The 22,284-nt window shown below is 61.8% G+C and carries 20 protein-coding genes; 16 read left to right on the forward strand and 4 right to left on the reverse strand.

Going from position 1 to position 22,284, the window contains the following annotated elements:
• Position 1 precedes the first annotated feature (1 nt).
• The 10 genes from C5L12_RS07935 (at position 2) to C5L12_RS07980 (ending at position 10,539) form a co-directional block, all read left to right on the forward strand.
• A complete protein-coding gene (locus C5L12_RS07935; protein WP_105371487.1) occupies positions 2 to 1,000 on the forward strand; it encodes a branched-chain amino acid ABC transporter permease in 999 nt (332 codons plus the stop codon).
• A 13-nt stretch (positions 1,001 to 1,013) separates the two neighbouring features.
• A complete protein-coding gene (locus C5L12_RS07940) occupies positions 1,014 to 2,609 on the forward strand; it encodes a GMC family oxidoreductase (RefSeq protein WP_105371587.1) in 1,596 nt (531 codons plus the stop codon).
• A 221-nt stretch (positions 2,610 to 2,830) separates the two neighbouring features.
• A complete protein-coding gene (locus C5L12_RS07945; protein WP_105371488.1) occupies positions 2,831 to 3,910 on the forward strand; it encodes an enoyl-CoA hydratase/isomerase family protein in 1,080 nt (359 codons plus the stop codon).
• Positions 3,911 to 3,990: 80 nt separating this feature from the next.
• On the forward strand, positions 3,991 to 4,878 hold the full coding sequence (gene mmsB / locus C5L12_RS07950; protein ID WP_105371489.1) for a 3-hydroxyisobutyrate dehydrogenase: 888 nt from the start codon (positions 3,991 to 3,993) through the stop codon (positions 4,876 to 4,878).
• A gap of 585 nt (positions 4,879 to 5,463) precedes the next feature.
• Complete coding sequence (locus C5L12_RS07955) at positions 5,464 to 5,703, forward strand: hypothetical protein (protein ID WP_105371490.1); 240 nt, start codon at positions 5,464 to 5,466, stop codon at positions 5,701 to 5,703.
• A 215-nt stretch (positions 5,704 to 5,918) separates the two neighbouring features.
• On the forward strand, positions 5,919 to 6,917 hold the full coding sequence (gene cysP, locus C5L12_RS07960; RefSeq protein WP_105371491.1) for a thiosulfate ABC transporter substrate-binding protein CysP: 999 nt from the start codon (positions 5,919 to 5,921) through the stop codon (positions 6,915 to 6,917).
• A 79-nt stretch (positions 6,918 to 6,996) separates the two neighbouring features.
• Positions 6,997 to 7,818, forward strand: a complete 822-nt coding sequence (gene cysT / locus C5L12_RS07965; RefSeq protein WP_105371492.1) for a sulfate ABC transporter permease subunit CysT — start codon at positions 6,997 to 6,999, stop codon at positions 7,816 to 7,818.
• A 2-nt stretch (positions 7,819 to 7,820) separates the two neighbouring features.
• Positions 7,821 to 8,708 carry a sulfate ABC transporter permease subunit CysW gene (gene cysW, locus C5L12_RS07970; RefSeq protein ID WP_105371493.1) on the forward strand — a complete coding sequence of 296 codons (888 nt, stop codon included), beginning with the start codon at positions 7,821 to 7,823 and terminating at the stop codon, positions 8,706 to 8,708.
• A complete protein-coding gene (locus tag C5L12_RS07975; RefSeq protein WP_105371494.1) occupies positions 8,705 to 9,727 on the forward strand; it encodes a sulfate/molybdate ABC transporter ATP-binding protein in 1,023 nt (340 codons plus the stop codon). Before cysW ends, C5L12_RS07975 begins: the two co-directional genes overlap by 4 nt.
• A gap of 197 nt (positions 9,728 to 9,924) precedes the next feature.
• On the forward strand, positions 9,925 to 10,539 hold the full coding sequence (locus C5L12_RS07980) for an N-acetylmuramoyl-L-alanine amidase (RefSeq protein ID WP_105371495.1): 615 nt from the start codon (positions 9,925 to 9,927) through the stop codon (positions 10,537 to 10,539).
• 19 nt (positions 10,540 to 10,558) lie between these two features.
• On the opposite strand, the gene C5L12_RS07985 is transcribed toward C5L12_RS07980, so the two are convergent.
• The 3 genes from C5L12_RS07985 to C5L12_RS07995 all read right to left on the reverse strand — a co-directional run bounded on the left by C5L12_RS07985 (position 10,559) and on the right by C5L12_RS07995 (position 14,588).
• On the reverse strand, positions 10,559 to 11,665 hold the full coding sequence (locus C5L12_RS07985; RefSeq protein ID WP_105371496.1) for a DNA alkylation repair protein: 1,107 nt from the start codon (positions 11,663 to 11,665) through the stop codon (positions 10,559 to 10,561).
• 128 nt (positions 11,666 to 11,793) lie between these two features.
• Complete coding sequence (locus C5L12_RS07990; RefSeq protein ID WP_105371497.1) at positions 11,794 to 13,230, reverse strand: NAD-dependent succinate-semialdehyde dehydrogenase; 1,437 nt, start codon at positions 13,228 to 13,230, stop codon at positions 11,794 to 11,796.
• A 182-nt stretch (positions 13,231 to 13,412) separates the two neighbouring features.
• The gene (locus C5L12_RS07995; protein ID WP_105371498.1) at positions 13,413 to 14,588 is read right to left on the reverse strand and encodes an acyl-CoA dehydrogenase; all 1,176 of its coding nucleotides are present in this window, start codon (positions 14,586 to 14,588) and stop codon (positions 13,413 to 13,415) included.
• Between the two features lie 100 nt (positions 14,589 to 14,688).
• Here C5L12_RS07995 and C5L12_RS08000 point away from each other — a divergent pair, with 100 nt between their 5' ends.
• On the forward strand, positions 14,689 to 15,612 hold the full coding sequence (locus tag C5L12_RS08000; RefSeq protein WP_105371588.1) for a LysR family transcriptional regulator: 924 nt from the start codon (positions 14,689 to 14,691) through the stop codon (positions 15,610 to 15,612).
• A gap of 257 nt (positions 15,613 to 15,869) precedes the next feature.
• Here C5L12_RS08000 and C5L12_RS08005 read toward each other — a convergent pair whose 3' ends face one another.
• Entirely contained in the window at positions 15,870 to 17,297 is a 1,428-nt protein-coding gene (locus tag C5L12_RS08005) for an amidase (RefSeq protein ID WP_105371499.1), read from the reverse strand.
• A gap of 145 nt (positions 17,298 to 17,442) precedes the next feature.
• Here C5L12_RS08005 and C5L12_RS08010 point away from each other — a divergent pair, with 145 nt between their 5' ends.
• From C5L12_RS08010 to C5L12_RS08030, 5 genes are all read left to right on the forward strand, one after another.
• Complete coding sequence (locus C5L12_RS08010; RefSeq protein ID WP_165924127.1) at positions 17,443 to 18,513, forward strand: LacI family DNA-binding transcriptional regulator; 1,071 nt, start codon at positions 17,443 to 17,445, stop codon at positions 18,511 to 18,513.
• On the forward strand, positions 18,510 to 19,532 hold the full coding sequence (locus C5L12_RS08015) for an ABC transporter substrate-binding protein (protein WP_105371500.1): 1,023 nt from the start codon (positions 18,510 to 18,512) through the stop codon (positions 19,530 to 19,532). Before C5L12_RS08010 ends, C5L12_RS08015 begins: the two co-directional genes overlap by 4 nt.
• Before the next feature lie 106 nt (positions 19,533 to 19,638).
• Entirely contained in the window at positions 19,639 to 20,481 is an 843-nt protein-coding gene (locus C5L12_RS08020) for an ABC transporter permease (protein WP_105371501.1), read from the forward strand.
• Positions 20,478 to 21,260, forward strand: coding sequence for an ABC transporter permease (locus tag C5L12_RS08025; RefSeq protein ID WP_105371502.1), 783 nt, complete (start codon positions 20,478 to 20,480; stop codon positions 21,258 to 21,260). Before C5L12_RS08020 ends, C5L12_RS08025 begins: the two co-directional genes overlap by 4 nt.
• Entirely contained in the window at positions 21,253 to 22,278 is a 1,026-nt protein-coding gene (locus C5L12_RS08030; RefSeq protein WP_105371503.1) for an ABC transporter ATP-binding protein, read from the forward strand. The genes C5L12_RS08025 and C5L12_RS08030 overlap by 8 nt, the downstream gene beginning before the upstream one ends.
• Positions 22,279 to 22,284 lie beyond the last annotated feature (6 nt).

Raw genomic sequence — 22,284 nt, forward strand, 5'->3', positions numbered from 1 at the left:
GATGAGCGACATGACCCATACCGCAGCCAAACCGCGCGCCGAACGGTCGGCCACCGCGTCGATGACCTACGCGATCTTCCTCACCACGGGATTGATCCTGCTCCTTCTCGCGCCGCTGTTCTTCTACCCGATCTTCCTGATGAAGCTGCTCTGCTTCGCCCTGTTTGCCTGTGCCTTCAACCTGCTGCTCGGTTATACCGGGCTGCTCTCCTTCGGCCACGCGACGTTCTTCGGGGGGGCTGCCTATTTCACCGCCCATGTGGTGAAGGAATGGGGTTTCCCGCCCGAGCTCGGCGTCCTGACCGGCGTCGTCGGCGCAGCATTGCTCGGCCTCGTCATGGGTTACGTGGCAATCCGCCGGCAGGGCATCTATTTCGCGATGATCACGCTTGCGCTGTCTCAGATGTTCTTCTTCTTCTGCCTGCAGGCGGAATTTACCAAAGGCGAGGACGGCATCCAGTCGGTGCCGCGCGGGCATCTCTTCGGCTTCATCGACCTCAGCCAGTCGACCAATATGTATTACTTCGTGCTGGCGGTGTTCCTGATCGGCATGGTGGTGATCTGGCGCTTCATCAACTCGCCCTTCGGGATGATCCTGAAGTCGATCCGCGAGAACGAGGCGCGGGCCACCTCGCTTGGTTATTCCGTCGCACGCTACAAGCTCGGCGCCTTCGTGATGTCCGCGGCGCTGGCGGGCCTTGCCGGCGGCGTCAAGGCGCTGGTCTTCCAGTTCGCGACGCTCACCGACGTCGCCTGGCAGATGTCCGGAGAAGTCATCCTGATGACGCTGCTCGGCGGCATCGGCACGCTGATCGGGCCGATCTTCGGCGCCGGTCTGGTGGTCACCCTGCAGAACTATCTGGCGACCTCGGATTTCCCGGTAACGATCATCACCGGTGTCGTCTTCATGGTCTGCGTCCTCCTGTTCCGGCGGGGCCTTATCGGCGAATTCTATGCCTCCCGCCTCGGCCGCAAGCTCGGCTTCGAGCATCGGCGCTGAACGGTCACAAGCAATGGAAAATTACGATTACATTGTCATCGGCGCCGGCAGCGCCGGATGCGTCCTCGCCAACCGGTTGTCGAAGGACCCGGCAAATCGCGTCCTGATCCTGGAAGCGGGCGGCAACGACAATTACCACTGGGTGCATATTCCGGTCGGCTATCTCTACTGCATCAACAACCCGCGCACCGACTGGTGCTTCACGACTGAGAAGGAAGAGGGGCTGAACGGCCGCTCGCTCTCCTATCCGCGCGGAAAGATCCTCGGCGGCTGCTCCTCGATCAACGGCATGATCTACATGCGCGGCCAGGCGCGGGACTACGATCTGTGGCGGCAGATGGGCTGCACCGGCTGGGGCTGGGACGACGTGCTGCCGATCTTCAAGAAGAGCCAGGATTTCTATCGAGGCGCCGATGAGATGCACGGTGCCGGCGGCGAGTGGCGGATCGAAAAGCAGCGTCTCCATTGGGCGGTGCTCGATGCCTTCCAGAGGGCGGCGGAAGAGGCCGGCATCCCGATCGTCGAGGATTTCAACCGGGGCGACAACGAGGGCTCCAGTTATTTCGATGTCAACCAGCGCTCCGGCATCCGCTGGAATGCGTCCAAGGCCTTCCTGCGTCCGGCGATGAAACGTTCGAACCTCACCGTGCTGACGAAGGCGCATGTGCGGCGGCTGATCATCGAAAACGGCGAGGTCAAGGGCGTCGAATTCCAGCACGACGGCGTCACCAAGAAGGCCTATGCGGCAAAAGAAACCGTGCTCAGCGCCGGCGCGATCGGTACGCCGCATATCCTCGAGCTTTCCGGCGTCGGCCGCGGCGATATCCTGCAGAATGCGGGGGTCGATGTGGTCAAGGAGGTCAAGGGCGTCGGCGAGAACCTGCAGGACCACCTGCAGCTGCGCATGGTCTACAAGGTGACCGGCGTTCCGACGCTGAACGAAAAGGCATCGAGCCTGGTCGGCAAGGCCGCGATCGGCCTCGAATATGCATTCAAGCGCTCCGGGCCGATGTCGATGGCGCCGAGCCAGCTTGGCATTTTCACCAAGTCCGGACCGGACAAGGAAACGGCGGATCTCGAATATCACGTGCAGCCGGTCTCGCTCGACAAGTTCGGCGACCCGGTGCATGCATTTCCGGCCATGACTGCCAGCGTCTGCAACCTTCGCCCGGAAAGCCGCGGTTCGGTGCATCTGAAAAGCCCGGATTTTGCCGCTTCTCCGGCAATTCATCCGAATTATCTTTCCGCGCCGGCCGACCGGCACGTTGCCGTGAAGTCGATCCGGCTAACCCGGGAAATCGTCCGCAAGCCCGCATTCGCGCGCTATCATCCGGAAGAATACAAGCCTGGCCCGAGCTACGAGACGGAAGCCGATCTCGAAAGAGCCGCGGGCGATATCGGCACGACCATCTTCCATCCGGTCGGCACCGCCCGCATGGGCGCCGATCCGGAGAGTGTCGTCGATCCACGGCTGAAAATGCGGGCGCTTGGGAAATTGCGTATCGCCGATGCCTCGATCATGCCCAATATAACCTCCGGCAACACCAATTCGCCGACGATCATGATCGCCGAAAAGGCGGCCGAGATGATTTTGGCGGATAACAGGTAGGGTGGGAGGTCGAATGTAGAGAGTTTGGACGGTGCGATGTTACCTTCTCCCCCGCGGGGAGAAGGTGGCCCAAAGGGCCGGATGAGGGGGCAAAGTCCTCGGTCTCGAAATGGGCGTTCTGCCGTGCGCTTCCTCATCGCCTCGCATTCGCTCGGCACTTCTCCCCGCTGGGGAGAAGGGAAAATCTCCCGCGCCGAACACCCAAAGGAGAAGGAAGCAGCATGCCCGATACCGCAAACCACACCGATGAAATCCTCCTCAATCGTATCGGCTCGGCCGCCATTATCCGGCTCAACCGGCCGAAGGCGTTGAACAGCCTCAATCTTTCCATGGTACGGACCATGAAGGCGGCAATGGAGCAGTTTGCGGGCGATCCGGACATTTCCTGCGTAATTTTGAAGGGGGAGGGCGAGCGGGGCCTGTGCGCCGGTGGAGATATCCGCGTCATCCACGAGATGGGCAGGACCAGGGACGCTGAGATGACGCGTTTCTGGCGCGAGGAATTTCCGCTCAATTACGCTATTTCCCATTACGGCAAACCCTATGTCGCGTTGATGGACGGCATCGTCATGGGCGGTGGCGTCGGTGTCGCCTCGCACGGCAAGCATCGCATCGTCACCGAGCGGACGAAACTCGCCATGCCGGAAACCGGCATCGGCTATGTGCCGGATGTCGGCGCCACCTGGCTCCTGCCGCGCGCTCCGGGCGAAACAGGTACGTGGATGGGGCTGACGGGCGAGATGATCGGTGCGGCTGACGCAATCTATGCCGATCTTGCCGATGTTTGCGTACCGTCCGAACGGCTCGATGCGCTGGTCGAAGCACTCGGCGAACTGAAGGGTGGCGCTTCGGACGAGCAGGTCCGCGCGGTGATGGATCGGTTTGCGGTCGTGCCGGGCGAGAGCCAGCTTCAGGCCAATCGCGATTTGATCAGCCGCTGCTTTGGTTTCGATACCGTTGAGGAGATTGTCGAAGCTCTGAATAAGGAGGATGATGCTTTCGCGGTGAAGACCCGCGAAGTGATCGCCAAACGCTCGCCGACGAGCCTGAAACTGGCCTTGCGGCTGCTGCGCCTGGGGCGTGGAAGCTCGAGCCTCGTCGAATGCCTGGAGCGCGAGTTCACGGTCGCTTCGGAACTGTTGCACAACCATGACTTCTACGAGGGGGTTCGGGCGGCTGTGATCGACAAGGACCGGAACCCGAAATGGCGGCCTCTAACGCTCGAAGAGGTGGGCGAGGCGGAGCTCGAAAAATATCTCGCCGTGCGGCATCCGGTTCTGTTTGCGGACCATCGGCTATAGATCGGGCCGCGCCCCGAAAATGGAAGCGGGTTTCGGGATAACGACCAAACGGCAGGAAGAAGAACAGACGGGAGGGAAAGATGACCAAGATCGCGTTTGTGGGCCTTGGAAATATGGGCGGACCGATGGCCGCCAATCTGGTGAAGGCGGGCCACGAGGTTCGCGGCTTCGATTTGTCGGAGGCTTCCGTAAAGGCCGCAACAGCAGCCGGTATCAAGGCCGCCGGCGCACTTTCGGAAGCCGTCAGCGATGCCGAATGCGTCATCACCATGCTGCCGAAAGGCCAGCATGTCACGGCGGTCTGGAGCGATCTGACGACGCTTTTGCCTGAGGGCACGCTGGTCATCGACTGCTCCACCATCGATGTGGAAAGCGCCCGCAAGGCGCACAAGCTGGCGGAGGTGATGAACTGCAGCGCGCTCGATGCGCCGGTCTCGGGCGGCACGGGCGGAGCGGCGGCCGGGACGCTGACCTTCATGGTCGGCGGTTCGGAAAAGGCTTTCGCAATGGGAAAACCCATATTGGAAGCCATGGGCAAGAAGATCGTTCATTGCGGTGCCCCCGGGGCCGGGCAGGCGGCGAAGATCTGCAACAACATGATCCTCGGCATTTCGATGATCGGCGTCTGCGAGGCCTTCGGGCTGGCGGAAAAGCTCGGTCTTTCGCATCAGGCGCTGTTTGACGTCGCCTCCACCTCGTCCGGGCAGTGCTGGTCGCTCACCAGCTATTGCCCGGTTCCGGGGCCGGTGCCGACCTCGCCCGCCAACAACGATTATAGACCCGGCTTCGCCGCCGCGCTGATGCTGAAGGACCTGACGCTGTCGCAGGAGGCAGCCAGGCAGACGGGGGCCGCCACGCCGCTCGGGCGTCACGCGTCCGAGCTTTATGCGGAGTTTGAGAAAGCCGGGCATGGCGGCGACGACTTTTCCGCGATCATCCAGATGCTGCGGGAGAAGGCGGGTGCCTAGGGTGGATCCGATCTTCTGATGCAGGCGGGCTTCGCCAACACGTTTGGCCACGCCGGCAGCACCGGCATGGTCGGGAACGGGGCAGGCAGTGGGTGATGCGGGTAGAAGGTAGATTTTGTCTGCCTGCCCCGGCCGCTTCGGCGATCATTCGAGGATTTCCCAGCCCTCGTCAGACCACTTTTCACGACCATCACCGGAACCGAGCCGAGAACCCGAGGAGGAGGCCGGTTCGCGAACCCGGTTCCCATCCGATGACGGGATGATTGTGGCGCGGCGGCGAGGGAGGGGGACGAAAAGAGCGGCTCGTTCGACGGAAGTCATTGAAGGGGTGGAGGATTATTTTTTGAGAGATCTTCGAATATCCCCGTGGGCATCTGCGGCTTATTTCGTGGACGAAATGGGAAACGCTTCGGGATACTTCGCCGACCAAAAAGGTTGATCCGGGTTGGGGATTGCAATCGATAGCCGATCAGCGCTGGACTTTTTCAGAGCAATCATAAAGAGGGGATGGCCGCTTCCGGGCGCAAACCGGAAGCGCCGTCTCGGCAGTCTTGAGGCCGCTTATTTTATGCACGGAGAAATAATATGAAAGTTATCAAGCTGATTTCGATCGCCATGATCGCACTGATTGCCGTCATCGGCTTCCGTTGGCACAGATACGTGACCAACAGCGAAACGGCGTATGAGGAGATCGGCATCGAACTGAACAGCCGGATGCCGGGGCCCATCAATAAATGGGGATGCGACAGGCTGCACGAAACCTTCGGCAATATTCTGCCCCCTTACGGCTGCCAGAGCGGCGCCGACGGCCGTCAGTGGCGCTAAGGTACCTGTCCGCCGAGAGCCCGTGGCGCATTCAAGCCCTGGGCTTTTCGGCGCGGGCCAAAGGGGGCATTGTAAAACAGGGGTAAAAGCTCCGCCAAATGATGCTGAAATGGAGAAAAATTTCCAAGCTCGCCATCTGGCGGGGTCCCCCCTTCCTCGCGGTCCGTCGTGTCTCCCGGTAGTTTCTCCGTCAGTCTCGAACACCGGAGAAATCCATGCACCGCCTCCTTATCCTCGGCACCGCGCTTGTCGCCCCCCTGGCCGCGCTTTTCGTAACGCCTGCGCTCGCCCAGCAGCCGAACAAACTCCTCAATGCCTCCTATGACATCGCCCGTGAAATCTTCGCGGCAGAAAACGAGGCCTTCATCAAGAGCCATCCGGGCGTCACGATCGATCAGTCGCATGCCGGTACCTCCAAGCAGGCCCGGTCCATCGTCGAAGGGCTGGAAGCCGATGTCGTAACCTTCAACCAGGTGACGGACGTCGATTTCCTGGTCAAACAGGGCTTTGTTTCGGCCGACTGGCAGAAGGAATTCCCGAACAGCGCCTCGCCCTTCTATTCCTTCCCGTCCTTCCTGGTGCGCGCCGGCAATCCGAAGAACATCAAGGACTGGGGCGATCTGGCGCGTGACGACGTGCATGCCGTCTTCCCGAACCCCAAGACCTCGGGTAACGCCCGCTACACCTATCTCGCGGCCTATGCCTGGGCCAAGGAAGCCTATGACGGCGACGAGGAAAAGATCGAAGCCTATATCGCCAAGATCTTCGACAATGTTCCGGTCTTCGATACCGGCGGTCGCGCCGCCACGACCACGTTCGTGGAGCGCGAGACGGGCGACGTGCTGATCACCTTCGAAGCGGAAACCCGCGGAATCGCCAAACAATACGGCGCCGACAAGGTCGAGGCCGTCACGCCATCCGTCAGCCTGCTTGCGGAATTCCCGGTTGCCATCGTCGACAAGGTCGCCAAGAAGCACGGCAGCGAAGCGCTCGCCAAATCCTATCTCGATTTCCTCTATTCCGAGGAAGGCCAGCGGATCGCCGCGCAGTTCGGCCATCGCATCAACAACGAGAAGGTGGCGGCAGAGTTCAAGAGCCAGTTCCCGGAAATCCGGCTCGTCAAGGTGGACGACGTGTTCGGCGGCTGGCAGAAGATCCAGTCGGAGCATTTCGCGTCCGGCGGCACTCTCGACAAGCTCTACGGCAGCCGTTAATCCGGCACCCTGACATTATTTGATCCTGCCCGGCGGATTCTCTTCGCCGGGCTTTGCCGTGAAAAAAGGAAGTAGCTGCGTGAGACGCAATGTCCTGCCCGGACTGCCATTGTCGCTGGGCGTGACCCTGTTTTATGTCGGGCTGATTGTCGTGCTCCCGCTGGCGGCGCTCGTCTTCAAGGCGGCGAGCCTCGGGCCCGAGGATTACTGGAGGATCGTCTCATCCAGCCGGGCGCTCGCGAGCTACCGCGTCACCGTGCTTTCGGCGCTGGGCGCCACAGTCTTCAATCTCTTCTTCGGCCTCGCACTCGCCTGGGTGCTGACCCGCTATCGCTTTCCCGGCTGGCGCATCGTCGACGCCATGGTCGATCTCCCCTTCGCGCTGCCGACGGCGGTGGCCGGCATTGCGCTGACGGCGCTGTTTACCACCAACGGCTGGTTCGGCTCGATCCTCGGCGATCTCGGCATCAAGGTGGCCTATACGCCGCTCGGCATCATGATCGCCATGTGCTTTACCTCGCTGCCTTTCATCGTGCGCACGGTGCAGCCGGTGCTGGAGGATCTCGATCCGGCGCTGGAAGAGGCGGCGCAATCGCTCGGCGGCTCGGACTGGGCGATCTTTCGCAAGGTCATCCTGCCGCTCCTGACGCCTGCGCTTCTGGCCGGCGTCTCGCTCTCGTTCGCGCGGGCGCTTGGTGAGTTCGGGGCGATCATCTTCATTGCCGGCAACCAGCCGATGTCGACGGAGATCACTGCCCTTTTAATCTTCATCCGGCTCGAGGAATACGACTATCAGGCCGCTGCTGCGATCGCGTCGGTCCTCCTCCTGACAGCGTTCTTCATGCTCGCGCTCACCAACTGGATGCAGTCGCGGGCGCTGCGCTACACGGCGAGGGGTTGACGATGAGCACTCCCGCTACCCGCCGCGAGCCGCCGCGCGTTGGCGACCAGCCGCTCTTTCGCCGATTGCTGATCGGCGTGGTGCTCGTCCTCGGCGCCTTCCTGATCCTCGCACCGCTGATCATCATCGGCGTCGAAGCCTTCGCCAAAGGCTGGGCGGTCTATCGCGATACGATCACCCATCCCGATACGCGCCACGCGATCATGCTGACGGTGCTTGCGGCGCTCGTCGCCGTGCCGGTCAATACGGTCTTCGGCATCGCAGCCGCCTGGGCGATCACCAAGTTCGATTTCTGGGGCAAGCGTTTCCTGCTCGTTGTGATCGAGATCCCGTTCTCCGTGTCCCCGATCGTCGCCGGCGTCGCCTATCTTTTCGTCTATGGCCTGCAGGGCATATTCGGGCCAGTGCTGGACGAATATGGGGTCAAGATCCTGTTCGCGATCCCCGGCATCATTCTGGCCTCGATGTTCGTAACCGCACCCTTCGTCGCGCGCGAACTTATCCCGTTGATGCAGGCTCAGGGGCGCGATCTTGAAGAGGCGGCGACCTCCCTCGGCGCGTCCGGCTGGCGGACCTTTTTCTCGGTGACGCTGCCGAACATCAAATGGGCGCTGCTTTATGGCGTCGTGCTCTGCAATGCGCGCGTCATGGGCGAGTTTGGCGCCGTCTCCGTCGTTTCGGGCAATATCCGCGGCCAGACCAATACGCTGCCGCTCCATATCGAGTTGCTCTATCACGACTACCAGGCGGCAGGTGCCTTCGCCTCGGCTTCCATCCTGGCGCTGATCGCCGTCTTCACCATCATTGCCAAGGTGGCGCTGGAGCGCCAGGGGGCGGGCCGGATCCGACGTCCGGCACTTGCCGCCAATACTGCGGAGAAAACCTCATGAAAATCCGCCTCGACCACGTCGTCAAAACTTTTGAAACCTTCCGTGCGGTGAAAGATGTTTCGCTGGAGATCGAAAGCGGTGAACTCGTCGCGCTGCTCGGGCCATCCGGTTCCGGCAAGACGACGATCCTGCGCATGGTCGCCGGCCTCGAATATGCGGATCAAGGCCACATCTATTTCGGCGATCAGGATGCGACCGATATTCCCGTGCGCGATCGCGGCGTCGGTTTCGTCTTCCAGCACTATGCGCTTTTTCCGCATATGACGGTCGCGGAAAACATCGCCTTCGGCATGAAGGTGTCCAGGGTGAAACGCGAAAAGGCGGCGATCGACGCCCGCGTTTTGGATCTGTTGCGTCTGGTTCGCCTCGAAGGCCTCGGCGATCGGTTTCCGGCGCAGATTTCCGGCGGCCAAAGGCAGCGTGTGGCGCTTGCCCGCGCACTTGCGGTCGATCCCAAGGTGCTGCTGCTCGACGAACCGTTCGGCGCGCTCGATGCAAATGTCCGCCGCGACCTTCGCCGCTGGCTGCGCGAGATCCATTCGGAACTCGGCATCACCACGCTCTTCGTCACCCATGACCAGGAAGAGGCGCTCGACCTTGCCGACCGGGTTGTGATCCTGAAAGACGGCCAGATCGTCCAGCAGGGCACCCCGGAAGAGGTCTGCCGTGATCCGAAATCGTCCTTCGTCATGAAATTCCTCGGCGATGCCAACGTGATCGCTGCCGAAGTGCGCGACGGCAGGGCCTATGCCAGCGGCGCCGCGATCGAGGTTTCCGGCCTGGCGAACGGCAAGGCCGAGCTTTATGCGCGTCCGACCGATCTCGACTGGTCGCTGCAAGGCCCCGGCATTCCCGCCAGCATCATCCGCGTACTCGACCGCGCCGACGGTCGCCGGGTGTTGGCGACGGCCGAGACTGGCGAGCATCTGGAATTCGATGTCGAGCCGGAACGCCTCGTGAAAGCAGGGGATGGCGGCTTCGTGACATTGCGGCGGGCGAAAGTGTTCCTGCTTACTTAAAGTTGTATTAAAATTGCATTTGCAATTATTGATACTGTATGCGAAGGTTGTTGCGTAAGCATACCTGCCCCGCATGTCGTCAGCTATCGTTGTCACCCTTCTGGAGGTCGCCGGCTCGCCGCGCGCCAGGGTTCTCCTTTGCGTGAGCGATCCGACTGCCGGCGTTCACGGGGCGCCACCTACGCTTGGAGGGGCGCATGTCGTTTTCAATCGCAAACCATAAACTTGTTTCGCAGGGCGTCGATATTCTCGATGAGGGCACGACCAAAATGGGCGGGGCGCTCGATCCCCGTTTTCTGGTCATCCACTATACCGCCGGGGCCTCTTTCGATGGAGACCTTCAGTCGCTTGCCCGCGACAAGGAGACCCAGGCGTCGGTCCACCTCCTCATCGGGCGGGACGGAAAGGTGGCGCAGATCGTGCCGTTCAATCGTGTCGCCTGGCATGCCGGGCGGAGCCAGTGGGGAGAAATCGCCGGCCTCAACAGTCATTCGATAGGCATTGAACTTTCCAACGGCGGTGTTCTGACAAAACTTGCGAACGGCAAGTTCACGACGTGGTTCGGCAAGGAAATCCCGGATGGCGAGGTCATGGAGGCAGCTCACGAGCGGGGAGGGCCTGTGCGCGGCTGGCATACATATCCGCAGAAGCAGCTGGACAGGCTGATCGAGGTCGCCCACGCACTGCATGCAAAATACAACTTCCTCGACATTTTGGGCCATGACGACATCTCGTGGCCGCGAAAGTCGGACCCCGGTCCGGCCTTCCCAATGAATTCCGTACGGTCGCGTATCCTCGGGCGCCATACCTGATCCGGGACTGGCAACTGCGTCAAGGCAGAAGTTCGAAGCTGCTCGTTGCCAGAACCTCGCCATTGACGATGAGTTCGACCGGGTGCCGCCCGGGATAGTGCACACGCGTGGTGAAATTTCGGATGGCGCGGCTGATCGAAAGCTCGCAGGCTGCTCCGGACGCAAGCGTGATCTCCTTCCACTTGAAGACCTTTTTCGACGTGCCGCCGGCCTTCTTCACATAATGGACGGCGTAGTCGATGACGAGCTTCTGCGGTTCAGTGGCGGTCGACGTGAGCCTTGCTGCGATCTTTACCGAACCGCCGAGCTTCACTGCGGGGGGCGTTACGGCAAAGGCATCGACCGTCACCTCCGCTTTGTGGCCCGCGCCGAAAAGATGGAGGGCGCGGGAATCCCCCTTTTTGATCAGCGTTCTGAGTGCCTGCTTGATGATCCAGCCGGTGCGGGGATCGTTCTGATCCCAATGCGCGATCGTGTCGAAAACCCATTCCGGGTGGTCTTTGGTGATGTCGTTCAGGTGGTTGGCGACGGATTTGCGGACATAGAGGCTTGGATCGCTCTTCAGGTTTTCGAGGATCGGCGCGACCGGTGAGGGGTCGGCGATCAGCGCCTTCAACTGGAAAGACCAGGGCAAGCGAGGCCGGCAGCCTTCGCTCGAAAGGCGTCGCACATGCTCATTCTCATCGAGCGACCAGCGCTGCATGACCTTGAGCGTCCGCTCGAGGTCCTTCAGGAGGAAATGCCTCACGGCAAATTCCGAGGAGCCGAAGCGGGTGAAAAAGGCGAGTGCATCCATGGAGAGATCGAAATGGTCGTGGCCGTAGAGGGCCACGTATTCCGGCAGGGTGATGGAGGCGAAGCCGTGGTCTATGCGCGGCGCGAGCGCGCGGAGAATTTCGAGGTTTCGTTCGAAACCGCCGGGCAGGACATGGTGGTAGGCGACCGCGATCTGCCTGAGCCGTTGCATAATGCTGAGGCCGTCGAGACCTTCCGAGGCCAGCGCGAGAAACTTCTCGCAGTCGAATGCGGGATAGATTGCGGCGGTTTCGGCTGCAAAGTGTCTAAGGCGTTCGCGATTGAAGATTTCCTTCAGCAGCGGAGCTGCTTCGGCTTCAGTCTCGGCCATGTCCTCACCTTCAGATGTTCCCTTTTTGTTTTGCTATTCGACTCGTCTGGGGGAGGCAAGGGCAAAAGAAAACCGGCCGATGCTTGAGGCGTCGGCCGGTTGTGGTTGGTTTGTCGGCGGGTGCGCGTTCAGCTCATCTGGCTGACGAAGCGGGTTTCGAGGTAGGCTTCGACCGCTTCCGAACCTCCTTCCGTGCCGTAGCCGGAATCCTTGATGCCGCCGAAGGGCACTTCCGGAATGGCAAGACCGTTATGGTTGATCGTCAGCATGCCGGCTTCCATCTCGCGCCCGAGGGCGTGAGCGGTCTTGACCGAGCCCGTGAAGGCGTAGGAGGCGAGACCAAAGGGCAGGCGGTTGGCTTCCGCGATCGCGTCCTCGAAATGCGAGAAGCGGTTGACGATTGCAAGCGGGCCGAAGGGCTCGTCGTTCATCACCTTCGCCGAGGTCGGCACGTCGGCAAGCACGGTGGGCTCGAAGAAATAGCCCTTGTTGCCGATGCGTTTTCCCCCGGTCTTCCATTCGGCGCCGTTCGATACCGCATCATGGATCATCTCTTCCATGGCAGGAATGCGGCGGTCGTTGGCAAGCGGCCCCATGGTGACGCCGTCTTCCAGGCCGTTGCCGACCTTGATTGCCCGCGCGGCCTTGACGAAACCTTCCATGAACCTGTCGGCGATGCCGTCCTGCACGAGGAAGCGGGTCGGCGCGACGCAGACCTGGCCGGCATTGCGGAACTTCGCCGCCGCCGTTACTTCGATCGCCTTTTCGAGATCGGCGTCATCGAAGATGATCGCCGGGGCATGACCGCCGAGTTCCATCGTCGCGCGCTTCATGTGCCTGCCGGCGAGCGCCGCCAGATGTTTGCCGACGGGCGTGGAGCCGGTGAAGGAAATCTTGCGGATGACCGGATGCGGGATCAGGTATTCGGAAATCTCGGCCGGGATCCCGTAGACCAGATTGACGACGCCTGCCGGAATGCCGGCATCGGCAAAGGCGCGGATCAGTTCGGCCGGGGAAGCCGGCGTTTCTTCCGGTGCCTTGGCGATGATGGAGCAACCGGTGGCGAGTGCCGCGGAAAGCTTGCGGACGAGCTGGTTGATCGGGAAGTTCCAGGGCGTGAAGGCGGCCACCGGACCGACCGGCAGCTTGATCGCCATGTTCGAGACGCCGCTGAAGCGGGCCGGGATGATCTGGCCGTAGGTGCGGCGGGCTTCCTCGGCGAACCAGTCGATCGTGTCGGCCGCACCCATGACTTCCATCTTCGACTGGGCGAGCGGCTTGCCTTGTTCGCGCGTCATCATATAGGCGATGGTTTCCACGCGCGAGCGCATGATGTCGGCGGCCTTGCGCATCAGTTTCGAGCGCTCGAAGGCCGAGGTATCGCGCCAGATCTTGAAGCCCTTGCCTGCCGCTTCCAGCGCCAGATCGAGATCGGCCTTGCGGGCATGGGCGATCTTGCCGATCACCTCTTCGGTTGCTGGATCGACGACGGACAAGGTCTCGCCGCCGATGGCATCGCGCCATTCGCCGTTGATGAAAAGCTTTACGTCAGGATAGGTCTGCATGAGGTCCACTTTCATGATCAAAGGGGGATCGGCGTAGTCGGGATCGCCGAGGCAGATGGAAATTCCGGTGCTGACGTAAGATAAAAGCCGTCCCCAATCAATGGGCTGGCGAAAAAGTAATACTAATAAAAGCGCAGGCGCGGGAAGCCCGCGCCTGCGCTCAAATGCCGGTTGAAAGCGGATCAGAAGAAGGCCTGTATGCCGGTCTGGGCACGGCCCAGAATCAGCGCGTGGACGTCGTGGGTGCCCTCGTAGGTATTGACGGTTTCCAGATTCTGCGAATGGCGCATGACGTGGAATTCGATCTGGATGCCGTTGCCGCCGTGCATGTCGCGGGCCTGACGGGCGATATCCAGCGCCTTGCCGCAGTTGTTGCGCTTGACGATTGAGATCATTTCCGGGGCCATCTTGTGCTGATCCATCAGCTGGCCGACGCGCAGGCTGGCCTGCAGGCCAAGCGCAATCTCGGTCTGCATGTCCGCGAGCTTCTTCTGGTAGAGCTGCATGCCGGCGAGCGGCTTGCCGAACTGCTTGCGGTCCAGGCCATACTGGCGGGCGCGGAACCAGCAGTCTTCGGCAGCCCCCATGACGCCCCAGGAAATGCCGTAGCGGGCGCGGTTCAGGCAGCCGAACGGACCCTTCAGTCCCGAAACGCCAGGCAGCAGCGCATCCTCGCCGACTTCGACGCCATCCATGACGATCTCGCCGGTGATCGACGCGCGCAGCGAGAGCTTGCCGCCGATCTTCGGCGCCGAGAGGCCCTTCATGCCCTTTTCCAGCACGAAGCCGCGGATTTCGTTGTTATGGGCTTCCGATTTTGCCCAGACGGCAAAGACATCGGCGATCGGGGCGTTGGAAATCCACATCTTGGAGCCGCGCAGGCGGTAGCCGCCTTCGATTTTTTCCGCGCGCGTCTTCATGCCGCCCGGATCGGAGCCGGCATCGGGTTCGGTCAAGCCGAAGCAGCCGATCAGCTCGCCGGAGACGAGGCCCGGCAGGTATTTTTGTCTCTGTTCGTCGGAGCCATAGGCGTAGATCGGGTAGATGACCAGCGAGGACTGGACGCTCATCATCGAGCGGTAGCCGCTGTCGATGCGCTCGATCTCGCGGGCAACGAGGCCGTAGGCGACGTAGGAGGCGTTGGCCGCGCCGTATTCTTCCGGCAGCGTGACGCCGAGCAGGCCGGTCTGGCCCATCAGCCTGAAAAGCTCGGGCTCCGTCGTTTCATCGAGATAGGCCTCCTGGACGCGCGGCAGGAGTTCGGATTTGGCAAAGGCGGCCGCCGCGTCGCGGATCATCCGCTCCTCGTCGGTCAGCTGGTCTTCGATGAGAAAGGGATCGCTCCAGGAAAAAGCCAAGGGTCTGCCTCCAATTTCAAAGTTGAAGGAATTATCGCCGCAGCGGGGCTGAGAGCAAGCACCGTTTACTCAATCCGCCATGATCTATAGTAATAGCACCATGGTGAACCTTTCGAGAAAATTCCTTCCTTCCACCTCGGCTCTCGCCGCCTTCGATTCCGTTGCACGGCTAGGCAGTTTTTCCGGTGCGGCGGACGAGTTGTCGCTCACGCAAGGGGCGATCAGCCGCCAGGTTTCCGGGCTGGAGGAGCAATTGGGCATCCTGCTTTTCGACCGCACCAGCCGCGGCGTGGTGCTGACCGAAGCGGGCGCAGACTATGCCAAGGCGGTTGCCGGCGCACTCGCGCAGATCCGCTCCGCGTCGCTGGCCGCCATGACCAAACGGCATAGCGACCAGCTGAATATCGCGATCCTGCCGACCTTCGGTACCCGCTGGCTGATGCCGCGTATTCCGCATTTCGTCGCGCGTCATCCGGAGATCACGCTGAATTTCGCGACCCGCATCGGCGTCTTCGATTTCGATCGGGACGGCATCGACATGGCGATCCATATCGGCGAGCCAGACTGGCCGGGCGCCGAATGCACCTTCCTGATGGAGGAGATGGTGGCGCCGGTCGCTTCACCCGCCTTTCTCAAGACGCATCCGATCGGCAAGGGGGAAGACCTCCTGCGTCTGCCGCTCCTGCACATGGCCTCACGACCGGGTGCCTGGAGCCACTGGTTCGAAAGCCTCGGCATAACCGGCACGCCGTCGCAGGGCATGCGCTTCGAGCAGTTCGGCAATGTGGCGCAGGCGTGCATCGCCGGGCTCGGCGTGGCGCTGATGCCGCTTTTCCTGATCGACTCAGAGCTCGCGAGCGGGCAGTTGGTCGAGGCGTTTCCGCATCAGGTCAGGAGCCCGAGCGCCTATTATGCGGTGGCGCCAATGAGCAAGAAGGATTTCCGGCCGGTGGTGGCCTTTCGGGCGTGGTTGCTGGAAGAGGTCGGGCGGTATCGGGAAAAGGAAGAGGTGGTGGGGTGGTAAGGCGCTGAGGTGGCCTTAATCCTCCCCGCAAGGGCAGAGGCTTAGGCTCAACCGGTTGAATCAAAAGGGCTGAGCAAGGCAAAGCGGTGCGGCATGTCGATCTCCCCCCTTGAGGGGGAGATGCCCGGCAGGGCAGAGGAGGGTATGGTGGCATACTCCCTCTGCTGTTGAGTTTGCGGCGGCACCCCCCTCTGTCACGTTCGTGACATCTCCCCCTCAAGGGGGGAGATTAGAGGGAGCCCGTTGCGCCCTCGCGGCTAAAGCCTCGGCCTCATATCCAACCAATCCGTCCCAGCTTCATAAGCAAGTGCCATTTCCAGCACCGCCTTGTCCGCCCGCGGTCGGCCGATGATCTGGATGCCGGTCGGCAGGCCCTTTTGCGAAAAGCCTGCGGGCATGGCGGCGACCGGCAGCCCAGCCATCGAGGGGCCGATGACCACTTCCATCCAGCGGTGATAGGTATCCATTGTGTGGCCGGCGATTTCCTTGGGCCAATGAATGTCCGCATCAAAGGGAAAAACCTGAGCCGACGGCAGGATCAGGTAGTCGTAGCGCTCAAAAAGCGCCAGCATATATTGATACCAGGCGCTGCGACGTTTCGAGGCGAAATGCACCTCGCGTCCGGTCATCTCGAGGCCGCGTTCGATTTCCCAGATGATCTCCGGCTTCATAAGCGCGCGCTTTTCCGGATCGTCGTAGCTGTCGCGCATGCCATTGGCGGCGAGCCAGCTTCGGAGCGTCGTCCAGGACCGCCAGACATCCGCCATGTCGAAATCCGGCACGAGATCATCGACCTTGCAGCCGAGCCGTTCGAAGAGGGGCAGGGTGGCGCTGCAGAGTTCCAGCACGCCGGGTTCGAAGGGCAGGTAGCCGCCGAGATCGCCGAGCCAGGCAATGCGGGTGCCGGAAAAGTCATGGCGGATTTCAGGCGTCAGGTCTTCGGTCGCCAGCGAATGCGGGTCGCGGGGATCATAGCCGGCCTGGGTGGAGAGCAATGCGGCGGCATCGCGCACGGTGCGCCCCATCGGACCGAGTACCGAAAGCTGACCCATGAAGAGTTCGAGCTTCAGCGACGAGGGGATGCGGCCGTAGCTCGGACGGAAACCGACGACATTGTTGAACGCCGCCGGATTGCGCAGCGACCCCATCATGTCGCTGCCATCGGCCACCGGCAGCAGATGCGCGGCAAGGGCTGCGGCTGCGCCGCCGCTCGAGCCGCCAGCGGTCTTGGTCGCATCGTAGGGATTTTTCGTCGTGCCGTGCACCGGATTGTAGCTCTGCGAGCCGAAGCCCTGTTCGGGCGTGTTGGTCTTGCCGATGATGATCGCGCCCGCCGCGCGGATCCGCTCGACCATCACCTCGTCCTTATCAGGCACGAAATCGGCAAAGAGCGGCGAACCGTAGGTGCAGCGGATGCCCTTTACCTCGCAGAGGTCCTTGATGGCGATCGGAAAGCCATGCATCCAGCCGCGCGAAGTCCCTCCGGCCAGTTCCGTGTCGCAGGCGGCCGCTTCGGCAAGCAGGGCGCCAGTGTCGCGAAGGCTGACGATGGCGTTGATCGCCGGGTTCAATTTCCCGATCCGTGCGAGATAGGCTTTCATTGCATCGATGCAGGAGAGCCGGCCATCATGGATCGCCTCCGAAAGCTCAATGGCGGAAAGCCCGGTAATTTCCTCGTCCTGCATATCTGTCTCCCGATGGCGGTCTGGATTTCCTTCCGGGAAGCTGAAAAAGTCAAGAAGCCCGGGACAAGTTGCGAGAGGCCTGTAAACGACTCGACAAAACAGTACGGCCCCTCTATCCTGATTAAACGTTTAAGCAGGGTCCCTGATGAAGGCTGTCCGAACCGGATCGAACATGAGCGCGATTGCGGCCGCACTGGGTGTGTCGGCGGCGACCGTGTCGAATGCGCTTTCCGGCAAGGGGAGGGTATCTCCGGAACTCGTCGAGAAGGTCCGCGCCAAGGCGGCGGAGCTTGGATATGTGCCGAGCCTGACGGCGCGGGCGCTGAGGACCGGCCGCACCGGAGTGCTCGGTCTGGTGCTGCCTGACATCGCCAATCCGCTTTTCCCGCAGATCGCCCAGGCGATCGAAAATGCCGCCTCGAATGCCGGCTTCGGCGTGCTGATTGCCGACTCCCGCGGCGATATCGGCCAGCAGACCGAGGCGATCAACCGGCTTCTCGAACGCGGCGTCGACGGCATGGTCATCGTACCCCGGCGCGGCACGCGGATCGCCGATGTCGGTTGTCCCGTCGCGGTCATCGATACGCCGTCGACCCCCGGTAACACCGTTTCCGCCGACCATTGGGATGGCGGGGCGCAGATGGGCCGGCATCTGGCCGCATTCGGACATCGAAAGGTCCTGCTGATCGGGACGGGCAGCTCCTCCAACGTGCAGAACGACCGGATCGGCGGGTTGAAGGCGGGCCTCGGCGCCGAAGTCGAATGCGAAACCCTGTGGATCGAAAAGGTGGAGGCTCTTTCAGGCAAAGGCTGTCCTCTCGGTCTCGTGGCCAAGGCGAGGGCCGGGTTTACTGCGTTTGCGGCGGTTTCGGACCTTTCGGCGCTGAGGGCGCTTACCGAATTGCAGCGCGCGGGCATTCGCGTGCCGGAAATGGTCAGCGTCACCGGCTTCGACGATCTCGTCTGGTCGCCCGTGGTCACTCCGGCGTTGACCACCATGCGCATGGACATGGCACAAATCGCCGATCTGGCGGTTGCAGCCCTTACCGGCGCCATCGAGGCTGCCGGCGGCATCGAGCCGGAGACGGCGGAAAAGGTCTCGTCCGCCCGGGACCGCGTGCCCATGCAGCTTATCGTCCGCCAGTCGAGCGGCGTTCCGAATTCGCATGCCCAAACCTCAACGATAAAACCGACAGCAGGAGAACTTACGCGATGAAAAAGGTCATTTTTGCATCGGGCGCTGTTCTGATGCTCGCCACAGGGGCGGCTCAGGCCCAGGAAAAGACGCTGACAATCTCCGTCTATGCGCTGGCGCAGGACGAATACAAGCAGATCATCTACGATCCCTTCGAAAAGGTCTGCGGCTGCAAGCTTGTCGTGGAGACCGGCAACAGCGTCGAGCGCATCGCCAAGATGGAAGCCAACAAGGCCAATCCGGTGGTCGATATGGCGGTCGTCTCCATGGCCGATGCGCTGGCCGCTTCGCGCGCCGGGCTGATCGACAAGGTGGACACGTCCAAGCTCTCCAACTTCGACAAGCTCTACGACATCGCCAAGGATCCGAACAAGGACGGTATGAGCGTCGGCTACACGTTCTACGCCACCTCGATCGCCTATCGTTCCGACAAGATGAAGATCGAATCCTGGGCAGATCTCCTGAAGCCGGAATATGCAAGCCATATCGCCTGGCCGAACGTCACCACCAACCAGGGGCCGCCGGCGCTCTACATGCTGGGGCAGGCGCTCGGCAAGGATACGCCGGACCTGAAGGCGGCGATCGCGGCGGTCGGCGAAAAGAAGGACGAGATCGTCACCTTCTACGAAAAGTCCTCGCAGCTCGTGCAACTGATGCAGCAGGAGGAAATCTGGGCAGCGCCGATCGGCCGCTTCACCTGGGCGCCGTTCACCAAGCTCGGCATGCCGATCGCCTGGGCCACTCCGAAGGAAGGCCAGACCGGCGGCATGAACGTCATGGTCGTCACAAAGGGTTCCAAGAACCGCGACCTGGCGTTGCAGTTCATGGACTTCTGGCTCTCGGCGGACGTTCAGACCAAGGTGGCTGAAAAGATGATCGACAGCCCGGCCAACAAGGAGGTGAAGCTGTCGGAAGCCGCCGCCAATAACCTTACCTATGGCGAGGAAACGGCGAAAAGCCTGAAGCTCATTCCATCCGCCGTCGCACTCGACAACCGGGCCGGCTGGATCAAGAGCTGGAACGAGGCGGTCGGTCAATAAGCAATCCATAAAGTAATTACGAGATAGCCTCCCAAGGCTGAGGGATGCGGGCAGCGCGCGAATGCCTGTCCGCATCCCTACTTTCTGCGGAACAGGGTCACTTCAGATGTTTCAAAACAGGGCCGAAGCGCTTGCACTTGCGTTGCCCGCCGCGCTCTTCGCCGCGGCGGTCTTCCTCGTGCCGGTGGTGATCCTGCTTTCCGACGGATTTCGCAGTTCCGCTGGCGGCTGGACGATCTCGGCCTATACGGATTTCTTTTCCAATTCTCTGAACCAGACCGTTTTCCTGCGCACGCTGAAGCTCGGAGCGCTGGTGACGGTGGTCTCGGCGGTGATCGGTTATGCGGCGGCATTCGCGATCGTCAGCCTGGAGCCCGGCGCCAAGGGCCGGATGACGGGGCTCGTCGTGCTGCCGCTGATGATCTCGCCGGTGGCTCGCACCTACGCCTGGATCGTCATCCTCGGCCGCACCGGCATCGTCAACCAGGCGTTTCAGGCTCTGGGGATTACTGAAGTGCCGCTGCGCATCCTGTTCTCCGAGACGGCGATCTTCATCGGCCTTCTGCAGCTCTTCCTGCCGCTGATGATCATCTCGCTGATCTCGGCGCTCGAAAACATGCCGAAGGACGCCATTCCTGCCGCCCGGGTACTCGGCGCGAACTGGTTCCAGGTGTTCTGGAAAGTGGTGCTGCCGCTGACCAAGGAGGGTCTTGTCATCGGCGGCACGCTGGTCTTCACCGGCTGTCTGACGGCCTATATCACGCCGGCCATCCTCGGCGGCTCCAAAGTGCTGATGCTGGAAACGCTGCTCTACCAGCAGGTTTCGGTCTCCAACAATTTCGTCTCGGCGAGCGTCATCGCCTTCATCCTGATCGTCATGAGCTTTGCCGCCAATATTCTCCTGAAGCGCGTTGCGACCGCGAGGAACAAGATGAGGAGCCGGCCATGAATGCGCGCAGCCTCTTCATCCCCATTACATTGGTTCTGGTGCTCGGCTTCCTGATCGGGCCGTTCCTGATCATCGTGGCAGCCTCCTTCTCGGCCGGCGAGACGCTCAATTTCCCGCCGCAGGGCTTCTCCCTCCGCTGGATCGCCAAGGTCTTCACGGTCGAGAGTTTCCAGGCAAGTTTCGCCATGTCCCTGTTTCTGGCGATCGGCGGCACAGCGGCGGCGCTGGTGCTCGGCATTCCGGCCTCCTATGCCCTGTCGCGCTACAAGCTGCCGGGCGCGGAAATCGTCCGCACCGTCGTTTCCGCGCCAATCATTGTGCCGGGCATCATCGTCGGCCTGGCGCTCCTGCGCTATATCGTGGTCCCCTTCCAGGTGGGCATAACGCTGGCGCTGTTCGTCGCCCATACGGCTTTGGTGCTGCCCTATGCGGTGCGGGTCGTTTCCGCCAGCCTCGACAACCTGCGCTCCGATATCGAGGAGGCCGCCGTGCTGCTCGGCTCGTCGCGGCTCGGTGCCTTCTTCCGGGTGGTGATGCCGAACATCCGCGGCGGCATCATGTCGGCCTTCATCCTCGGCTTCGTCACCAGCTTCAACCAGGTGCCGGTGTCGCTCTTCCTTTCCGGGCCGGGCGTGCGCACTCTTCCGGTGGACATGATCGCCTATATGGAGATCGTCTTCGATCCGTCGGTTGCCGCACTTTCCTCGCTGCTCGCCTTTCTTTCCATCGGCATCGTCTTTGCCGCCGAACGTTTTCTCGGATTTTCCCGCTATGTCTGATGCGTCCTACCTCTCGCTCGAAAAGCTGACGCTCGCCTATGGCGACACGGTCGCGGTCGCCGATCTCGATCTCGACATCAGGAAGGGCGAACTGATCGCGCTTCTCGGCCCGTCCGGCTGCGGAAAGACGACGACCATGCGCGCGATCGCCGGCCTGCTGCCGGTGAAAAGCGGCCATGTCCGTCTCGACGGTGCCGACATGACCTGGGTGCCGGCCAACAAGCGCGCCGTCGGCCTGGTGTTCCAGTCCTATGCGCTGTTCCCGCATCTTTCCGTCTATGAAAACGTCGCTTTCGGATTGAAGCTCAAGGGAATGCGGGGTGCCGATCTCGATGCCAAGGTTCAGGCCGGCCTGAAATCCGTCGGCCTGTCGAGTTTTGCGAACCGCAAGCCGGCGGAGCTTTCGGGCGGCCAGCAGCAGCGCGTGGCGCTGGCCCGGTCCATGGTCATGGAGCCGAAGGTGCTGCTGCTCGACGAGCCGCTCTCGAACCTCGACGCCCGCCTGCGTCTCGAAATGCGCACCGAACTGCAGCGCGTCCAGAAGGAAACAGGGGTGACGATGATCTTCGTCACCCACGACCAGGCCGAGGCGCTGGCGCTCGCCGACCGGATCGTGGTGATGAAGGGCGGGGCGATCGAGCAGATCGGATCACCGGAGGACATCTACAACCGCCCCGTCTCGTCTTTCGTTGCCGATTTCGTCGGCTTCGAAAACATCTTTCCTCTTGAAGGCGGCAGGCTCAGGACGAGCGGCGGCCTGATCGAACTCTCAGGCGAGGCCCCTTCAGCGGCGGGTCTCGCCTGGCGGCCGCGTATGGTGACCCTGGGAACTGGTCCTTTCCGGGGCACTGTGCGCGGCACATCCTTTGCCGGCGATAGCCGGGAATATCTGCTGGATACTTCGCTCGGCCCGATCAAGGCGGAGGTCGAGGCAGGTCTGTCCGCTCACCCGCTCGGTGCCGATCTTCTCTTCGACCTGCCGGCCGAAAAGGCCGCGCTCCTTTCCAAGTTTTCGTAAGGCGTC

Origin of the sequence: Neorhizobium huautlense (assembly GCF_002968575.1) — a bacterium.
GTDB classification, from domain to species: Bacteria; Pseudomonadota; Alphaproteobacteria; order Rhizobiales; family Rhizobiaceae; genus Neorhizobium; species Neorhizobium huautlense.